The following is an 18,179-nucleotide window of genomic DNA, read 5'->3' as shown; positions in this document are numbered from 1 at the left end:
GTCCTGACCCTGCCCGGTGGCTTCAGCACGACCGGACTCCCCATCGGCTTGCAGGTCATCGGCCGCAACCACGACGACTACGCCCTGATGGACCTGGCTCAGGCTTGGGAGAAGCAGACCGCCGGGCTGCGGCGCACCCTGCCACCGCTGCTCGGCTGACCGGCTGGCGCTAGTGTCGCTCTCGTGACCGATCAGCACACCAGGAAGACGCGATGACGCGGAGAGCGGGATCGCTGGCCGAAGCCTCCGGGGCCGAGTTCACCGACGCGGCGTTCGCCTCCGACGACCTCTGCGAGGCCGAGGTCGGCGACGCCGCCTTCACCCGGTGCACCTTCCAGAACGTACGCTTCAACTGCGCGAACCTGTCCCAGGTGCGGTTCATCGAATGCCGCTTCCGGGGCTGTAACTTCTTCGACGCGACCTTCGACGGCTGCACGGTCGCCGCAAGCGGATTCGAGCGCTGCGACTTCACGGGCCTGCGGGTCATCGGCGGTGACTGGACCGAGACCACGTTGTTCGACGCGGATCTGAGCACCGCGGACTTCACCGACGTCATCTTCCGCCAGGCGGATCTGCGGGGCAGCAAGTGCGACGGCGCCGTATTCCGCGACGTGGATCTGAGCGGGGCGACCCTGAACGGGGCCGACTTCAGCGGCGCCGACCTGCGCGGCAGCAACCTGACCGCCTTCGACCCACGCGAGGTCGAGCTACGCGGTGCGATCATCACGGCCGACCAGGCGATCGATCTCACCTACTGCCTGCGCTTGACCGTACGCGACGCATAGGCACGGATCCGGGAGGACACTGTGCTACGGTAACCCCGTTGCAGTTTTGATTTCCGTAGACGTTTTCGGCGCCTGATGGGTTATCCAAAACCCATTCCAGGCGCTTTTTCGTTTGTCGTGTCGGTTCGGCGCGGGTGATCAACGCAGCGGCGTGTGAGCCCGCACACTGCGGACTCCAACACCTGCGAAGGAGCAGACATGACTACAGGCACCGTGAAGTGGTTCAACGCCGACAAGGGCTTCGGCTTCATCACCCCCGACGACGGCGGCGCCGACGTCTTCGCCCACTTCTCCGCGATCTCGGCCAGCGGCTTCCGCAGCCTCGACGAGAACCAGAAGGTCGAATTCGACATCACCCAGGGCCAGAAGGGCCTCCAGGCGGAGAACATCCGCCCGCTCTGACCCACACGCACCACCAACGGCGGCCCCCTGAACCAGCGGGCCGCCGTTCGGCGTCTCCCACCCGGTGCTGGCCGGTCACCGCCGGGCAGGCCGGCTATACGGTGGTCGTCTCAGGGGTCTGCGGAGGGTGGCATGTCACTGCTGGACCGGCTCGGCCATCCGGACGACGAGGTGCGGCTCGAGGCGGCACGGCTCGCCGCGGCCTCCGGTGAGCTGGGCCTCGTGGACAAGCTGCTGGAACTGGCCCTCCACGACAACGCCGAGGTCCGCACGATCGGCGGGATCGCCGAGGTGTACGAGCACGTCGGCGACGCCGCGGCGGAGGCACTCGGCCGGATCCTGGGGAGAAGGAGCGACGTCGACACCCGGATCCGCGCGGCGGCGCTCGATCTGGACCTGGACGACGACCGGGTCGCCAGCCTGCTGTACTACCTCGGAGCGCCCTACGAGCCGCTGCGGCAGGAGCTCGAAACCCACCCCGAGGATCGGGTACGGCTGCGAGCCGTCCGGGCCGTGCTGTCGATCCACCGGACGAAGGAATTCGGCGCGCGGTTCCTCACGGACAGGTCCGCAGCGGTACGGGTCGAGGCGCTGAACGTGGCACGCGGTCACGAACACGAGGTCTACCTGCGTCTCATGCGGGACGATCCGGCCCCGCGGGTGCGTGAGGTAGCCGCCAGGTCGCTGCGCTTCACGCCGGCGATCGGCAGTGAGCCGTTCATCGCCGCGGCGCGGGTGGAGCGCGACCCGGCCGCGCGGGCCATGCTCCTGTCCTGCCTGACCTACCGCCGCCGGGACCGGGCCAACGTGCTGGCCATTGTCGCGTTCCTCGCCGACACCGCGGGATACACGCGGCGGCTGGCGCGCGACGCGCTGCGCGCCGTGGACGATGCGACGGTCGGTGCGGCGATCGCCTTCCGCGTGCTGGTCGAACCCGACGATCCGGAGATGTGCGGGCTCCTGCACCAGAAGCACCTGCTCACCCATGCTCCGGGGCTGCGGGACCTGCTGGAGCGCCTGCTCCGCCACAAAGGCCGGGACCGGTACTGGCACGTCCTGCCCCTCGCGCTCGCGGTGCCGGCGCCGCCGGTCGGGCCCGCCCGGGCAGACCCGGCTGACGGCCTGGACGAGCCGCAGCGGACGAAACTCCATCGGGAGGCCCTGCGCCAGGCCGTCGCCGCGATCGCGCCCTGCGTCGCCCGCGCACCCGACCACGGGGAGGCCGGGGCCCTGGCGGGCCTCGAGGCGTGGCTGGCCGCCCCGAGTCAGTCGACGCGCGCCACGCTGGTGGCGATCGTGGAGGCCGAGAACGGCCCGCACCCGCCGAAGATCGACCAGGTCTGGGAGTGCCTGCGCGCCGCCGTGTCCGGTGACGTCCAGCACGCCTTACGCACGGGCCAACGGGTGGTGGCGGAGGCGGCCCGGCGCGATCCGGCATCGAGACGGCTCGACGCCGTCCGAGGGCCGGTCACCGCCGCGCGGCGGGCGTACCATCTGGCCCGGCTCGCCCAGCTGTATGCGGCCCGCCTGATCCGCGCCGGGGTCGACCCGCTGCCGCCCGGCCCGCTGTGCCGCCTGCTGTTGGACGAGGAGGACCCGGTCGAGGCGCTGCGCGAGGCCGCCGCCGTCGCGGACATCACGTACGGGGACCTCCTGGTCGTCCACGCGTCCGACGGCCGAACGGTGCGGCTCGGGTACGAGCGGCCCGCTCCCGTGCCCGCTGGCCTCCGACCGGAGCGGGCGAGCCTGCTGGTGCTCTGCGCCGAGTGCGGAAGCTGGCATCGCGCCGAGGGCACCGTCGCATGGGAGTACGTCGACGACGACCACTATGCCGGCTCGGACCACGGTTTCCTGGGCACGCTGCACGGCACCTGCCCGGCGTGCGAGGCGTCCCGGGATGTGCGGGTGCGGCTCACGGTGACCCGCAGCCGGATGGACAACCCGGCGGAAGCGGTCTGGGACGAACGCACCGACCGCTGAGGGTCAGTGCAGTCGCAGGACGCCGATGCCACCGTGCGTCCCGACCAGGATGGCGCCGTCGTCGGCCAGCGCGACGGCGTAGACCGGATGCTCCATCGGGATCCGGTGCACCTCCTCGCCGGCGAGGAGATCCCAGACCCGCACCGTACCGTCGAAGCCGCCGGACACCGCGATCGCGCGACCGTCCGGGTGGCGTCCACACGAGACGGTCCGGGCGTCGCGATAGTGCCCGGCGAGCGGCTCTCCGATCGGCGCACCGTTCGCCAGCCGGTACCGGTGCAGCCGGCCGGCGCCGTCGAGCGCCACGACCACATCGTCGGCGACGTCCAGCGCCCAGACGGTCTCCGACCCGGACACGGCGATCGTGATGACCGGTTCGGTAGTCGTCGTGTCGTACACCTGAAGGTCCTGCCCGGTCGTTGCCACGACGAACGGTGCGTGCCCGCAGGCCACCGCACGGCCCCACTGGCCCAGCGGCACCGCACCGAGCGCCGTCCCGGTCAGCGGGCACCACCAGCGCAGCCACCCGAGGCCGCCGATCGTCACGGCGACCGGGCGGCCATCGGCCAGGACGGTGGCGGCGATGTCGCGGACCGGCTCCGGGCCGGGCGGCGCCGGCGCCACACCCGGACGGCGGTAGCTGCCCGTGCCGGGCAACGGATCGACCACCGGCATGACGATCGTGCGCGAAAGAACACCGGCGTCCACGTCGAAGACGCAGACCCGCCCGTCGAGGCCGCCGGTCACCGCGAGCAGCGGCCCACCGGGTGGCCGGACGCACGCGACTCCGGCAGCGTCGTGCGCGTCGTGCAATACCGTCGGCGGCGGCGCGCCCTCGGCGAGGTCCCAGGCGCCGACGCGCTGGTTGTGGTGGGCGACGACGGCGACCCGCTGCCCGTCGGACCGGGTGGCGCAGGCGGCGGCCGCCGGCGACGCCAGCGGCACCGGCGGTGGCACCGGTTGCTCGTCGAGGGCCCAGGCGCGCACCACGCCGTCGCGACCCCCGGTGAGCAGGCAGGTCTCGGCCCGGGCGGTCACCGACACCCGCAGCTGACGGGTGTCGACCGGCGGCTCGCCCGGCCGCGGCGGTGGCGGGCAGTCCCGCAGCCGGGGCGGGTCGTCGGTGATCGCCCAAGCGCGCGTTTCGCCGCCCGTCACGGTCGAGTCCATCCCGCTCCAGTCGTCGACATAGCCGGTCTGCTCGATCCCGACCAGCAGCGGATCTCCCTCAGCCGGGGTCACGGCGTGCAGAGACCGCAACGGGATGGGCAGGGTGAGCCGGTCCAGCTCGGCCGGCACGCCGTCCGCCGCCTCCCACAGGCGCAGCGTGGTGCCGTCGACGGCGGCCAGGACGTGCCGGCCTTCGGCGCTGGTGGAGCCGGTCTTCCCGGCTCCCCACCCGCGCACGAGCTGGTCGCCGGTGTCGAGGTCCCACACCCCGTACTCGCCGGACTCCGCGACAGCGCCGACGATGCCGCGGACAGTCCACAGTGCTACGACCGGCCCCCGGAGCACCGCGATCGTGCGGTGGTGAGACTCTTCGACCGGCAGCAGCCACCGCGCCGACCACGGCAGGCCGCCTTCGTAGGCGAGGCGGTCGGCGAGCTGGTCGGCCCCGGCGCGGCGGGCGGCCAGCTGCACCTGCGCGCCGTCCTCGACGCTGCCGTGCAGGTAGGCGCCGGCGCGCAGGCGGGCGGCGGCAGGCTGTTCCACACCGCCGAGTGTCGCCGACCGCAGCCCCGGTGACCAGCGGGAATGTTCGGGCGAGGTGTGCCGAACAAGCTCAGAGGCGGGCCAGGGCGTCGTCGAGGTCGGCGGCCGTGATCGGGGCCGAGGTGCCGGTCTCGGCCAGCATGTCGTCGACGACGGAGGCCAGTGCGGCCGGCAGAGCCGGTAGCCGCTGACGGATCGGGATCGCCGGCTCGCGCAGCACGACGGCGACCGGGTCGGCGCCGGGGCGGAAGTCGCGCGGGGTGGCGCCGGTGAGCATCCAGTACAGGCAGGCGGCCAGGGCCCACACGTCCGCGTCGGGGCGGGCGTACTTGTAGTCGATCAGCTGGCGGCGGGGCATGAAGGCCACGCTGCCGGCGATCGCCCCGGTGGGCGTACGGCCGCTGAGCCCGGCCTGGTCGAAGGCCTTGGCCAGGCCGAAATCGGCCACCTTGAGCCGGCCTTCGGCCGTCAGCAGCAGGTTCTGCGGCTTGATGTCGCGGTGCACCAGCCCGCGCCCGGTGGCGGTCGTGCCGTCGGCGTGCAGCACCGGAATCTCGACGGTGTGCGCGTAGCGCAGGGCGGCCGCCGCTTGGCGGGTGAGGGCCACGGCTTCCTCGATCCCGAAGGGCCCGTGGTCGGCGACGCTGCCGCCGGGGCAGTACTCGGCCACGAAGCCCAGCGGCTCGGCCAGGCTCCGGTGGAAGCGCACGATGTTCGGGTGGCGCAGCGCGGCGGTGCAGTCCAGCTCGCGGCGGAACAGCTCGGTCGCGCCGGGGGCGGTCAGGGTCTTGACCGCCACCAGGCGGCCGTCCGGCTCACGGGCCAGGTGCACCACGCCCTGGGCGCCACTACCCAGCTCGCGCAGCACCGTCAGGCCGTTGTGCGCGACCGGGCGGACCACCACCCGCACGACCACGTCGCCCAGCCACAGCTCATCGCCGTCACGCAGGTGCCGCTCACCGTCGATCAGGACCCCGTTGACGTACGTCCCGTTGTGACTGCCGAGGTCGCGGACCACGACGCGGGGCGGCCGGATCACCACCAGGCAGTGCCGCCGGGACACCCGGCGGCCATCGTCGGTCACCCGCACGTCACACGCCGGATCGCGGCCGAGCAGCACGTCCGCGTCGCCGGTGAAAGCGTGCCGCGCCCCGCCGGTCACCAGGACCACGTCAGCCAACGTCGGTGAAAGCATGCCGCGCCCCTCCAGTGACCAGGACCACCTCAGCCAACGTCGACTTCCCAGGCCAGCTCCCACACCCGCAGGCCGGCGCCGATGTCGACGGTGACCAGCAGGCCGCCGTCATCGTTCAGCCGCACCACATGCAAGTCCGTCCGGTGGCCCTCCATCGTCCGCAGGCAGCACCCGGTGGCCAAGTCCCAGATCCCGACCGTGTCGGTCCCGCCGGCCACGACCGCGAACGTCCCGTCCGGCCCCAGCGCGAAGATGTGTGGATCTTCGGGCAGGGAGAGCTCGTGACGCACCTTCCCCGTGCTGATCTCCCAGACGACCAGCTTGGACAGGTCGGGCGTGGCGGCCAGCAGCCGATCGGCGGTGAAGGCCACGTTGGTGCGGCCGGTAATGGATGGCCGCCGGCTGCGGAACGAGTAGCGTTTCCTGCCGCGGGCCGCGTCCAGCGCGGTCAGCAGCATGGGCTCGTCGACAAGCACGGCGGACTTGTCCGGCGTGAAGTGCAGCCGGGTGTCGTGCCACATCCGCAACCGCCGCTTCCACTCCGGGCGCCGGCCGTTCGGCCGCCACATCCGGACCTCGCCCCGCTTGTCCAGGCACACCATGCGCAGAGAGTCGGGGCTGATCGCCACGGCCGCGATCGGGCCGTCGCAGGCGCGCGTCGCGGTCAGCCGCACCCCCGTGGCCAGGCCGCGCATCCGCAGCATGCCGGACTCGTCGCCGTACAGGATCCGCTCGCCGGACTGGTCCAGGTCGAACGCGGTGATCGCACCGGTCTCGCCGGCGATGACCTCGGAACGGCCGTCCCGAATGTCGAGCACCTCCACGGTGCCACCCCAGGTGAGCACCACGAGCAGGTCTCCCCGCGGAGTCCACCGCATCTCCCGCGCCTTCGCGGTCAGGCGGTGCTCGAAAGTGCCCACCTTTCGGGCCGCCGGGACGTCCCACAGGTCCACATGACCGGTCCATCGCCCGATCGCCATGGCGAGCCCGTCCCGGCGCAACGCGATCGTCGGCGGCTGGGTGAACACATCGCGGCCGTCCATGCTGTACAGCTCCCAGGCGGCGATCAGACCGGCCCGGCGGCCGTGCGGAAGCAACGAGCGCCAGGCGGTCAGCAGCTCGGGGTGCCGGGTGTAGCCGGGCACGTCGCGGGCCGACCGCAGCAACGCGGCGGCCTCGGCGAACCGTCCGCCCTCGACCCAGGCCCGGGCCCGGGCGAGCAGGTCGTCGAACGATTCCTCGGCCCGGTGCAGCTCGGGTGCCGGGCGGGGACGCGCGTAGCACCAGGGCGCCTGGTAGTCGAAGCCCGGCATCGACCGCAGCACGACTTGATAGTGCCCGCCGAGCGCCACCGCGCTGCCGTCCGTGCTGATCGCGCCGGCTTCCACGCCGAGCAGAAGTTCTGGGAGGTCGTCGTCGAGGATGCGCAGGCTGTGCCCGTCGCGCGCGTCCAGGATCTGGGCCGACCGGGAAGGTCCGCCGACGAGCAGGCCCCGGGCGTCCGGCGCGAGGGCCATGATGATCTCGTACCGCAGCCGGTGGGCCGCCGTGCTCACCACGGCGGCCCGTCGCGCGTCCCAGACCACGAGCGGCCCGTCCTGCCAGGCGGCCACCGCGCACCGCGCGTCGGCCGTCACCGCGACCATGTCACCCGGGAAGTGTGTCCACGGCGCGCCGGAGGCAAGGGTGCCGCGCCGCGGCCCGATCCACACCGCGACGCACTCGCCGGTGGTCACCGCCCAGTGCCGGACCGTGCCGTCGCCGTCGTCGCTGCTGACGTTGCCGCCGAACGACGCGGACAGCACCCGGCGGCCGGTCCGGCTCAGGGCCAGCGACGTGACCCCGCCGGTGTGGCCGGTCAGGACGACGGGGTCGACGGCCGCACCGGGCTCCCAGATCTGGATGCGGCCGCTCCGGTGCCCGGCCGCCACGTACCGGCCGTCGCCGCTGACCGCCACGGAGATCGCGCCGGACGCGTTCCGCCGCCATTCGCGCGGCGCGCCGTCGGCCACGTCCCACAGCGTGATCGAGCCGTCCTCGCGCAGGACGGCACCGAGCCGGCCGGTCGCGTCCAGCGCGATGGCGGAGACCTCGGCCCCCTGCAGCAATGCCAGCGGCTCGCCGGCGGCCGGGGTCCAGCGGTACAGCCAGCCGCCACGCAGCCCGAACAGCACGTGCTCGCCGGCCGGCCCGGCGGCCACCACCCGGACCTCACCGGCGGGCGCCTCGGCGCTGACCCGGGGCGCCCGGCTCGCCCGTTCCTCCAGCGCGGCCACCGCCTCGGCCGTGGCCGGGCCGGCCGCGGCCGCCTCGCGCAGCAGCTCGCCGGCCCGTTCGTCCTCGTGCCGCTCGAGTTCGACGCTGCCGAGCAGCAGGGCACCCCGGCCGGGCTCGGTGTCGCCACCGGCCGTCCGGGCCGCCTCGAGGGTCGAGACGACCTCCTCACCGGTGATCCGGCCGGCCCGCCAGCGATGCAGGCCGAAGTTGTAGACCGAGGGGAGGTGGTGCGGATCGGCCGAGACCGCGTCGCGCCACAGGCTCTCCGCCTCCTCGACGCGGCCCAGGTCGAGAAGGGACAGCGCCTGGTTGGACAGGCCGTCCGAGCGCAGCAGCGCCGGGCGGGGCGCGGACCGCGGGTAGGGCTCGCCGGTCAGGTCGGCGTACCGGGTGATCAGTTGCTCGACCAGGTCGCCGAAGCCGTCCGGGCGGTCGGCGAAACAGCCGGCGAGCAGGTCGGCGACCTCGGAAGGCAGGCTTTCGCGGACGTTCTCCAGGGCCTCGGCCGCGGCCTGACCGAAGCGGGTGATCCGTCGTCCGGCGAACATCTCCGCCACCGTGATCGCCCACGACCAGACGTCGGTGGCGGAGGTCAGCCGGCTGCTGCGATCGCCGGCCGCCGCGGCGGCCTGCTCGGGCGAGCTGTACGCCGGGGTCCGGCCGGCGAAGGTGCCCTCCGCCGCGGCGACGGCCAGGCCGAAGTCGGTCACCTTGGCGGTGCCGTCCGGTTCGAGCATCACGTTCGCCGGCTTCATGTCCTGGTGTACGAGGCCGCTGTCGTGCGCGTGCCGCAGGCCCCAGGCGGTCTGGATGGCGACGTCGAACATGCCGGCGTGGTCGAGGCGGCCCCCGCGGATCGCCTCGGCCAGGCTGCCACCGTCCACCCACTCGGCGAAGACCCGCGGAATCCCGTCGATCGTGCGGACGTAGACGCAGTTCACCGTGTGCGGGTGCAGGCCGAGCCCGACCCAGGTGGCGGCCTCCGCCTCGAACAGCGCGAACGAGGCCGACCCGCGCGGCGTCTTGACCGCCAGATCCACTTCCCATCCGAGGTGGCGCACCCGGTGCACCACGCCCATGCCGCCGGCGTGCGACTCGCCGAGCACCTCGTACTGCCCGAGGATGATCTCGCCCGCCGCCCACGGCATGCTCAGTCGCCGAGCGCCACGAAGATGGGGCTTCCGACCAGCACGTTCATGCCCTCGTGGGCGTCCAGTTCCGGGTAGGGGCTCGGGCCGTACGCCAGGCGCTTGGCCACGAACTCCAGGTGTTGCTCGCTGCCGCGCAGCTGCCGGTGGGCCAGGTGGGCCGCGGCGAGTGCCTCCGGCTGCCCGGCTGCACCGTCCGCGGCCAGCACGCCGCGGAGCCCCTCCACGATGCCCGGGAGGGAGGACGGCGCGAACGGGTCGGCCACTCCCTTCTCGCCGTGCAGGTGCCCGGCGGCGCCGCCGAGCCCGACGACCGTGCGCTCGGTCGCGCCGCCGAAGTAGACCAGGGAGGACATGACCGGCCCCCAGCGCATCGGCATCCGGCCGCGGAAGTACTGCCCGGGCTCGTCGACCGTGCCCACGTCAGCGAAGTCGTCGAGATATCGCACGACTCTTTCGAGGCGCGCCACCCTGTTCGAGGTCGCTCCGACCTTGCGCTTCGCGCTGGCCAGTTTGAGGTCGAAGCCGACCTCGGACTCGCTGACGCGCCCGAAACCGGGGTCGATCTGCGGCAGCATCATCTCGACTTTGGAATCACTGATGTAAACGTAATAGCGGAGCGACACACCGCCACTGTACTGACACCGGGCTATCCGACCGGTCGTCACCGGCGCCGCGTTCAGATCCAGGCGGTGCTGCGGCTGTCGACGTCTTTCCAGGTCGCGATCCCGTACGCGCTGAGCAGGAGCTTGCGCAGCAGGACCAGCAGCGCCGGCACGACGGTGACGTCACCGATGCGGGACAGGTGCGCCAGGTCGGGCGGGTACGGCGGGAAGTCCGTGCCCATCCGCAGGTTGAGCTCGTTCTCCTCCAGCATGGCGCCGACCAGGGCGATCAGGCTGTCCCGATCGTCGGTGGCGCGCAGCCGGCGGGTGAACCGGTAGGGCGCGGCCGGCCCCTGCCCGGCGGTGAGTTCGGCGAGCAGCGTGCCCCGGTCCGTCTCCGGCAGATAGCGGATGATCGCGGTGAGCAGCGAGCCGGGATGAAAACGCACGAAGAAGCACGCGCGGTTCGGACCCTGCCCGACCGCGACGACCAGCGCGACGATTCTGTCGTCGCGCTGGTCGAGCAGCCGGTCGGTGGAGAGCAGCGTCAGCGGCGAGCGGGCCCGCTGTGCCCACGGCGGCTCATCGACCCGGTCCATCCGCGCGGCGGCCCGGCTCGCGAGCGTCTCGAGCTGCCCGTCGGTCGCCACGGCGAGCGCCAGCAGGGCCGCGCGGGCGTCGGGGGTGCCCATCTCGACGATCGCGTCGAGGACGATCTCCCTGGGCATCCCCATCAGGTCGGTGATCGAGATGAACGGAGCGCCCAGCGCGGCGCCGACCGACGCCGCGCAGAGTGGATCGCGCAGCGGGGTGAGGCGGAAGCCGTGATCCCGGAACAGCCCACGGAACTCGTCGAGCCGTCGCCGCACCGAGACGTCCGCCCCGGAGCGGTGCGAGCGCCAGATCTCGGTGTCGGAGTCCACTTCCCGCAACGTCGAAAAGGGGCTCGAGGTGTCCCGGCGCCGTCCGAAGAACATGCTGTCGATGATGACATCTCAGTGATGTGTCTCGATAGGCGCGGGGCCGGTAAAGGGCACGCGGCGTCCGCCGCCTCCCAGAAGATCGACGAGATCGCCGCGTCTTCTGGGAGGTCGGCCGGGCGTCAGGCTGCCGCGACCATGCCGGTGGACACCGGGTCCAGGGCGGTGCCGAGGATCTCGCGGACGTCGGAGACGATGTGCACGGTCAGCGCCTTCAGCACGTCGTCGGGGACGTCGTCGAGGTCGGGTTCGTTGCGCTGCGGCAGGTACACCTCGGTGAGGCCGGCCCGCTGGGCGGCGAGCAGCTTCTGCTTCACGCCGCCGATCGGCAGCACCCGGCCGGTCAGCGAGACCTCGCCGGTCATCCCGACCTCGGCGCGGATGGTGCGGCCGACCAGCAGCGAGACCAGCGCGGTCGTCATGGTGACGCCCGCCGAGGGCCCGTCCTTGGGCACCGCGCCCGCGGGCACGTGCAGGTGGATCGGGTGGTCGAGCTGCTCCGGCGAGATGCCGAGCTCGGCGGCGTGCGCCCTGACGTAGGAGAGCGCGATCTGCGCGGACTCCTTCATCACGTCGCCGAGCTGGCCGGTGACGGACAGCCCGCCCTTGTCGCCGGGCAGCAGCGACGCCTCGATGTAGAGCACGTCGCCGCCCATCCCGGTCACGGCCAGGCCGGTGGCCACGCCCGGGCCGGCGGTGCGTTCGGCCGACTCCGGGGTGAACCGCGGCCGCCCGATCAGGTCCTTGAGGTCGGCGGTGTCGACGGTGGCGGGCAGGTCCCGCAGCGCCACCTTGCGGAACGCCTTGGCGAGCAACCGCTCGAAGGACCGGACGCCGGCCTCCCGGGTGTAGTACGCGGCGATCTCGCGCAGCGCGTCCTCGCTGACCGTCACCTCCTCAGCGGACAGGGCGGCCCGCTCCAGCTGCCGGGGCACCAGGAAGTCGCGGGCGATGGCGACCTTGTCGTTCTCGGTGTAGCCGTCGATCGAGATCAGCTCCATCCGGTCGAACAGCGCCTGCGGGATGGTCTCCAGCACGTTCGCGGTCGCGATGAACAGCACGTCGGACAGGTCCAGGTCCAGGTCGAGGTAGTGGTCGCGGAAGGTGTGGTTCTGCGCCGGGTCCAGCACCTCCAGCAGCGCCGCCGCGGGGTCGCCGCGGTAGTCGCTGCCGACCTTGTCGACCTCGTCGAGCAGGACGACCGGGTTCGTCGAGCCGGCCTCCCGGATGGCCCGCACGATGCGGCCGGGCAGTGCGCCGACGTACGTCCGGCGGTGGCCGCGGATCTCCGCCTCGTCCCGGACGCCGCCGAGGGCGACCCGGACGAACTTGCGGCCCAGCGTGCGCGCGACCGACTCGCCCAGCGAGGTCTTGCCGACGCCGGGCGGGCCGGCCAGCAGGATCACCGCGCCGGACCCGCGGCCGCCGACGACCGTCAGGCCACGGGCCTCGCGGCGGGCGCGGATGCCGAGGTATTCGACGATGCGTTCCTTGACCTCGTCCAGGCCGTGGTGGTCGGCGTCGAGCACCGCCCGGGCCGCGGTGAGGTCGGTGGCGTCCGTGGTGCGGACGTTCCAGGGCAGGTCCAGCACCGTGTCGAGCCAGGTCCGGATCCAGCCCGCCTCGGGGTTCTGGTCGCCGGCGCGCTCCAGCTTGTCGACCTCGCGCAGCGCGGCCGCGCGGACCGCCTCGGGCAGATCGGCCGCCTCGACGCGGCTGCGGTAGTCGTCGGTGCCGTCGGACTCGCCCTCGCCGAGCTCCTTGCGGATCGCCTTGAGCTGTTCGCGCAGCAGGTACTCGCGGTTGCGCTTCTCGACGGACTCGCGTACGTCCGTCTCGATCTTGTCACTGACGTCGGACTCCGCCAGGAAGTCCCGGGTCCATTCGACGAGCAGCCGCAGCCGGGCCTCGACGTCGGGGGTCTCCAGCAGCTCCCGCTTGCGGTCGTTGGACAGATAAGGTGCCCAGCCCGCGGTGTCGGCCAGGTCGCTGGGATCGTCGATGGCGCTGACCGAGTCGATGACCTGCCACGCCTCGCGCCGCTGCAGCACCGAGACGACCAGCTGCTTGTATTCGGCGGCCAGCTCGCGGACGTGCTCGCTCGGCGTGCCGGCCGCGACCAGCTCGGCCTCGACCCACAGCGCCGCGCCCGGCCCGGTCACGCCACTGCCGATGCGGGCGCGCACGCCGGTGCGCAGCACGGCGGCCGGCGCGCCACCGCGGACCTTGCCGGTCCGCTCGACGCTGGCCACCACACCGTACGACGCGTAGCGGTCATCGAGCCGCGGGGCGATCAGCAGCTCGGAGCCGGCCGAGGTGCGGGACGCGTCAACGGCGGCCTGGGCCGCCTCGTCCAGCTCGACCGGGACGACCATGCCCGGCAGCAGGACGATGTCGTCGAGGAACAGCACAGGAAGTCGCTTGCTGGTCACGGGGACACCTCCGGAAAAGTTGAGTACAGGCGACTCAACCGCGCGAGGGCTCACGATCTTCCGGCGTTCGCTGCGGGCGAACACCGGCTCGCCGGCGCACGGTTCTGCCGCCCGCCGGGGTAGCGGCGGGCGGCAGAGTCGACGGTGCGGCGGGCTCGTCAGATCGCGACGGGCACGCCCTCGGTGTTGGCCACCTCGTCGTGGCTGGCCCGGACGAGGACCAGGGCGATCAGCGCGGCCAGCCCGATCAGCCCGGCACTCACCCAGAAGGCGACCGTGTAGCCGTGGATCGTCGCCGCCCCTTGGATCGCCGGTGACGCGGCCGATGCCGCGTGATCGGCGACGTATCCGGCCACCACCGAGGTGAAGATCGTGTTCAGCAGCGCCGTCCCCAGTGAGCCGCCGATCTGCTGGGTGGTGTTGATCAGCGCGCTGGCCACCCCGGCGTCGTGGTCGGCCACGCCGACCAGGGCGGTGTTCGACATCGGGCCGAAGGTCACGCCCATGCCGAAGCTGATCAGGAGTTCGCCCGGCAGGACGTGGGTCCAGAAGCTGGTGTCCGCGCCGATCCGGGTCAGCGCCACCATACCGATCGCGGACAGCAGCATGCCGCCGAACATCAGCGTGCGGGGGCCGACCCGGGTCAGCAACTGGGCGGAGAGGGCGGCGCCACCGATGATGCCGAAGGTGAACGGCAGGAACGCGACGCCGGTCATCATCGCCGAGTAGCCCAGCGTCACCTGCAGGTAGAAGGTCAGGAAGAGGAAGACGCCGAACATGCCGACGCCGATCAGCAGGGCGGACAGGAACGCGCCGCCCCGGTTGCGGTCGAGGATCACCCGCATCGGCAACAGCGGGTGCTCGGACCGGATCTCGATCACCACGAAGGCCACCAGCAGCACCACGGCGGCGACCAGGAAGGTGATGGTGCCGCCCGAGCCCCAGCCGTCGCTGGCCGCCTTGGTGAAGCCGTAGACCAGGGAGACCAGGCCGGCGGTCGACGTGATCGCGCCCGGCAGGTCGTACTTGGTGTTGCCCTCGGCCTTGCTCTCACTGACGTAGCGCACGGCGGCCAGGGCAGCCAGGACCGCGATCGGCGTGCCGACCAGCAGCGTCCAGCGCCACGAGGCGTACTCGGTGAGTACGCCGCCGAGCAGCAGGCCGATGGCGCCGCCGCCGCCGGCGATCGCGCCGTAGACGCCGAACGCGCGGGCCCGTTCCTTGGCGTCGGTGAAGGTGACCGTCAGCAGCGACAGCGCCGCCGGGGCCATCAGCGCACCGAAAGCGCCCTGCAACGCCCGGGCGGAGAAGAGCATTTCCGCGTTCTGGGCCAGGCCACCGAAGGCGGAGGCGGCGGCGAAGCCGAGCAGGCCGATGATGAAGGCCCGCTTCCGGCCGGTGTAGTCGGCGATCCGGCCGCCGAGCAGCAGCAACCCGCCGAAGGCGAGGGTGTAGGCGGTGATCATCCACTGCCGGTCGGCGTCGCTGATGTGCAGCGCCGTCTGGGCGGTGGGCAGCGCGATGTTGACGATCGTCGCGTCCAGCACGATCAGCAGCTGGGAAACGGCGATGACGGCGAGCGCCAGCCACTTACCTTTCCCATTTTCCGATGATATATCCGGTGCTGGTGGGACGGCGGCGGCAACGGACATGGGGGTCTCCTTGAATGAGCGTGCGGTAGCCCGCCCGGGCATAGCCGGGCGCCGAAGTGACGAAGGAAAGAAAGAGAGGGCTGGGGTTACTGCCGCAGCAGCGGCAGCACGATGTCGTCCACGACGTGGTCGATGAACTGCGCGTCGAGCGGCTTACCGAAAGCGAAGTGGTGCATGAAGAACAGGCCGGGCACGATCTCGTCGATCAGGCCGGCGTCGTATCCGGGGCGCAGCTCGCCGCGCTCCTCGGCCCGGGCGCAGATGGCCGCTGCGATCGGGGTCTTCGGGGAGCGCATCGACCGCAGCTCGGCGGCCAGCTCCGGATCCTGGTGCATCGCCATGAAGAGCCCGGCCATGATCGGGCCCTCCTCCCCGGCGACGGTCTCGCCGAGCACGCCGAACCAGGTCACCAGGTCGCCCCGCAGGTCGCCGGTGTCGGGCATGGTCTCCGCTGCGCCTTTGCAGAAGCGGACCGCGTCGGACACCAGGGCGGGCTTGGTGGGCCAGTGCCGGTAGAGGGTGGCCTTGCTGGCCTTGGCGCGGGCCGCGACCGCGTCGACGCGCAGCCCCTGATAACCGGCCTCACCCAGCAATTCGTAGGTCGCCCGGAGGATCGCCTGCTGCCGCTCGCCGTCGAGCGGACGGGGACCGCAGCCGAGGAACCCTGACACGCCGCCGGACTCTCGAACGGGGTCACCCTTGCTCGCCATCTGCCCTCCCCCACGCGATCCTGCCAGGACTGGTGATCAGAGTAGCCGACCGCCCAGCGAAACGAAACCGTTTCGTACACTACAGCCGGTGATCCACCCTGGCGCCCCCATGTGACGCGGGATACAGCCTCGAAGATCTCCCTCAGTCCGGTGGATCGGGCGGGAGCCGCCAGGACAGGCGGTCGCGGATTCCACACCAGACGGTCAAAAGCCGAGCGGCGCCTCGCCGCCGGCTGCCTCCAAGATCATGAAGATCTGGGGCGGTGCGGGCGGGCTGTCCACTCGGCGATACCGGGTCGATCCCGTACGACGTCGCACGGCGGCCCGGTGCGTCTCCGGTCGGAAACGCACCGGGCCCCTCTCAGCGACGCTTGTTGACGCGTTCGGAGAGGACGAGCATGCCGTCCCGGCCCGGTTTCGCCACTGTCGTGTCCTTTCGGTTTCGGAGCACTTCGCCGTTCTGCCTCAGCCTGGATCCACCGATGAATGTCGGATGGGTGGCGAGCCGGAGATAGAAGATGCCCTCTGAGCTGGAAGGATAGGAGTTCTTCAGGCTTCTATTCCGCCGCTCGAGAGGGCACCTCGCAGGTGAGATTACGCCATGACGCGCCGGTGGTCCGCGCAACCTTTGATGATCCGAATCTGGTGTCGTGTGCCGGGCTGGTGCCGGTGATGCGCCTGGCCCAGCAGGTGGGTCTGCACGACGCGGTCACCGACCGGGTTCGGCTGCCGACCGACAAGGGCGCGAACCCGGCAGGCAAGGTGGCCACGATCGTGGCCGGGATGCTGGCCGGCGCGGACAGCATCGACGACCTCGACATCGCCCGGCACGGCGGGATGCCGTCGCTGTTCACCAGCGTGTACGCCCCGTCAACGATCGGGTCATTCCTGCGCACCTTCACCCACGGTCACGTGCGGCAGTTGCAGGCCGCCGCCCGTGACACCTTGATCGGCCTGGCCGGGCGGGTGCCGATCCTTGCCGGTGCCGACGTTCTGACCTTTGTGGACGTCGACTCGGTGCTGCGCCGGGTCTACGGCAAACAGAAGCAGGGCATCGGGTTCGGCCATGCGAAGGTCGGCGGTTATGACGTCTGGCTGCGTGGCTACAACCCACTGATCGCCACGCTGTCCACACCACTGTCAGCACCGGTGATCGCCGCAACGAGGCTACGGGCGGGTAACGCCGGCTCCGCGCGGGGCGCCGCGAGCATGATCGCCGAGGCGATCACGACCGCCCGCGCGTGCGGCGCGTCGGGGGAGATCGTGGTGCGGGCCGATTCGGCGTTCTACGCCAAGACCGTGATCACCGCATGTCGGCGACGCAACGTGCGGTTCTCGGTCACCTGCCGGATCGACGCGAAGATCCGCACGGCGTGCGAGAGCATCAGCGAACACGAGTGGATCGACATCAAGTATCCGCAGGCCGTGTGGGATGAGGACGCCGGCAGGTGGATCTCCGATGCGCAGATCGCCGAAACCACCTACACCGCGTTCGCCGGCACCCGCTACCAGGTGACCGCACGGCTGATCGTGCGTCGGATCCGCCGTGACGACCCCGCCCAGCACCCCGGCCAGGGCGAACTGATGCCGTCTTATCGGTATCACGCGGTGCTCACCGACTCGCCGTTCGTGCTCGCCCAGGCCGAAGCGCAGCACCGCGGCCACGCGATCATCGAGCAGATCAACGCGGATCTGATCGCCGGGCCCCTGGCGCACCTGCCCTCGGGCCGGTTCAGCGCGAACGACGCCTGGCTTGCCTGCGCCGCGATCGCCCACAACCTCACCCGCGCCGCCGGTCATCTTGCCGCGGGCGCCTGGTCGGTCGCCCGGCCGGCGACCATCCGGACCCGGATCATCAACGTCGCCGCCCGGATCGCGCACCGGGCCCGCACCATCCACCTGCACCTACCCGACAGCTGGCCTTGGCAGACAGCGTTCGAGAACATCTACACCGCCACCGCACCAGGCTAAAAGCACCCCTACCGGACCGGAACAGGCGGCCGTCGCAGGCCACACCACCAACCCAACCATCCCGAAGACCACACCCCGGAGCGAGCCGACCACGAGATCGGCGGATTCCCCACGCCCACCGAAACGGCGAACCGCCCGACATCGAAACAATCAATCAGGGATCAGCGCCAACTGCGTCGGTGGATCCAGGCTCAGCGCCGATTCACAACCCGCTCGGAGAGCACGATCATGTTGTCGCGACCCGGACTGCTGCGGCGGTTGGTGTTTCGCATGGGCGTGTCCTTTCGCTGCACACCGGCCGTCCACACGGTGAAGTCCCGGACAACTGC

At 71.7% G+C, this 18,179-nt stretch carries 12 protein-coding genes; 4 read left to right on the top strand and 8 right to left on the bottom strand.

What is annotated here, in order from left to right; translation table 11 throughout:
- Positions 1-212: 212 nt before the first annotated feature.
- The 3 genes from DMB66_RS22440 to DMB66_RS22430 all read left to right on the top strand — a co-directional run bounded on the left by DMB66_RS22440 (position 213) and on the right by DMB66_RS22430 (position 3,167).
- Positions 213-785, top strand: a complete 573-nt coding sequence (locus tag DMB66_RS22440) for a pentapeptide repeat-containing protein (protein ID WP_125806082.1) — start codon at positions 213-215, stop codon at positions 783-785.
- A 198-nt stretch (positions 786-983) separates the two neighbouring features.
- Positions 984-1,187 carry a cold-shock protein gene (locus tag DMB66_RS22435; protein WP_125806071.1) on the top strand — a complete coding sequence of 68 codons (204 nt, stop codon included), beginning with the start codon at positions 984-986 and terminating at the stop codon, positions 1,185-1,187.
- Positions 1,188-1,319: 132 nt separating this feature from the next.
- Positions 1,320-3,167 carry a hypothetical protein gene (locus DMB66_RS22430; protein ID WP_125806081.1) on the top strand — a complete coding sequence of 616 codons (1,848 nt, stop codon included), beginning with the start codon at positions 1,320-1,322 and terminating at the stop codon, positions 3,165-3,167.
- 3 nt (positions 3,168-3,170) lie between these two features.
- On the opposite strand, the gene DMB66_RS22425 is transcribed toward DMB66_RS22430, so the two are convergent.
- The 8 genes from DMB66_RS22425 to DMB66_RS22390 all read right to left on the bottom strand — a co-directional run bounded on the left by DMB66_RS22425 (position 3,171) and on the right by DMB66_RS22390 (position 15,879).
- Complete coding sequence (locus DMB66_RS22425) at positions 3,171-4,880, bottom strand: WD40 repeat domain-containing protein (RefSeq protein WP_125806080.1); 1,710 nt, start codon at positions 4,878-4,880, stop codon at positions 3,171-3,173.
- Positions 4,881-4,950: 70 nt separating this feature from the next.
- On the bottom strand, positions 4,951-6,075 hold the full coding sequence (locus DMB66_RS22420) for a protein kinase (protein WP_125806079.1): 1,125 nt from the start codon (positions 6,073-6,075) through the stop codon (positions 4,951-4,953).
- 29 nt (positions 6,076-6,104) lie between these two features.
- Positions 6,105-9,500 carry a serine/threonine-protein kinase gene (locus DMB66_RS22415; protein WP_125806078.1) on the bottom strand — a complete coding sequence of 1,132 codons (3,396 nt, stop codon included), beginning with the start codon at positions 9,498-9,500 and terminating at the stop codon, positions 6,105-6,107.
- Positions 9,501-9,502: 2 nt separating this feature from the next.
- Entirely contained in the window at positions 9,503-10,126 is a 624-nt protein-coding gene (locus tag DMB66_RS22410; protein ID WP_125806077.1) for an SAVMC3_10250 family protein, read from the bottom strand.
- A 53-nt stretch (positions 10,127-10,179) separates the two neighbouring features.
- The gene (locus tag DMB66_RS22405; protein ID WP_125806076.1) at positions 10,180-11,082 is read right to left on the bottom strand and encodes a hypothetical protein; all 903 of its coding nucleotides are present in this window, start codon (positions 11,080-11,082) and stop codon (positions 10,180-10,182) included.
- A 125-nt stretch (positions 11,083-11,207) separates the two neighbouring features.
- Entirely contained in the window at positions 11,208-13,517 is a 2,310-nt protein-coding gene (lon, locus tag DMB66_RS22400) for an endopeptidase La (protein WP_125806075.1), read from the bottom strand.
- Between the two features lie 158 nt (positions 13,518-13,675).
- Entirely contained in the window at positions 13,676-15,169 is a 1,494-nt protein-coding gene (locus DMB66_RS22395) for an MFS transporter (protein WP_125806074.1), read from the bottom strand.
- Between the two features lie 86 nt (positions 15,170-15,255).
- A complete protein-coding gene (locus tag DMB66_RS22390; protein ID WP_125806073.1) occupies positions 15,256-15,879 on the bottom strand; it encodes a TetR/AcrR family transcriptional regulator in 624 nt (207 codons plus the stop codon).
- Positions 15,880-16,467: 588 nt separating this feature from the next.
- Here DMB66_RS22390 and DMB66_RS22385 point away from each other — a divergent pair.
- Positions 16,468-17,850: an IS1380 family transposase gene (locus DMB66_RS22385; RefSeq protein ID WP_199752569.1), complete on the top strand. Its 1,383-nt coding sequence runs from the start codon at positions 16,468-16,470 to the stop codon at positions 17,848-17,850.
- Positions 17,851-18,179 lie beyond the last annotated feature (329 nt).

Source organism: Actinoplanes sp. ATCC 53533 (assembly GCF_003947245.1).
This window is presented reverse-complemented; position numbering and strand designations above follow the sequence as displayed.

What these genes read in the sequence shown, in the direction of transcription:
- DMB66_RS22440 (WP_125806082.1), top strand. Translation starts at nt 213, where the DNA reads ATGACGCGGAGAGCGGGATCGCTGGCCGAAGCCTCCGGGGCCGAGTTC.
- DMB66_RS22435 (WP_125806071.1), top strand. Translation starts at nt 984, where the DNA reads ATGACTACAGGCACCGTGAAGTGGTTCAACGCCGACAAGGGCTTCGGC.
- DMB66_RS22430 (WP_125806081.1), top strand. Translation starts at nt 1,320, where the DNA reads ATGTCACTGCTGGACCGGCTCGGCCATCCGGACGACGAGGTGCGGCTC.
- DMB66_RS22420 (WP_125806079.1), bottom strand. Translation starts at nt 6,075, where the DNA reads ATGCTTTCACCGACGTTGGCTGACGTGGTCCTGGTGACCGGCGGGGCG.
- DMB66_RS22415 (WP_125806078.1), bottom strand. Translation starts at nt 9,500, where the DNA reads ATGCCGTGGGCGGCGGGCGAGATCATCCTCGGGCAGTACGAGGTGCTC.
- DMB66_RS22405 (WP_125806076.1), bottom strand. Translation starts at nt 11,082, where the DNA reads ATGTTCTTCGGACGGCGCCGGGACACCTCGAGCCCCTTTTCGACGTTG.
- DMB66_RS22395 (WP_125806074.1), bottom strand. Translation starts at nt 15,169, where the DNA reads ATGTCCGTTGCCGCCGCCGTCCCACCAGCACCGGATATATCATCGGAA.
- DMB66_RS22390 (WP_125806073.1), bottom strand. Translation starts at nt 15,879, where the DNA reads ATGGCGAGCAAGGGTGACCCCGTTCGAGAGTCCGGCGGCGTGTCAGGG.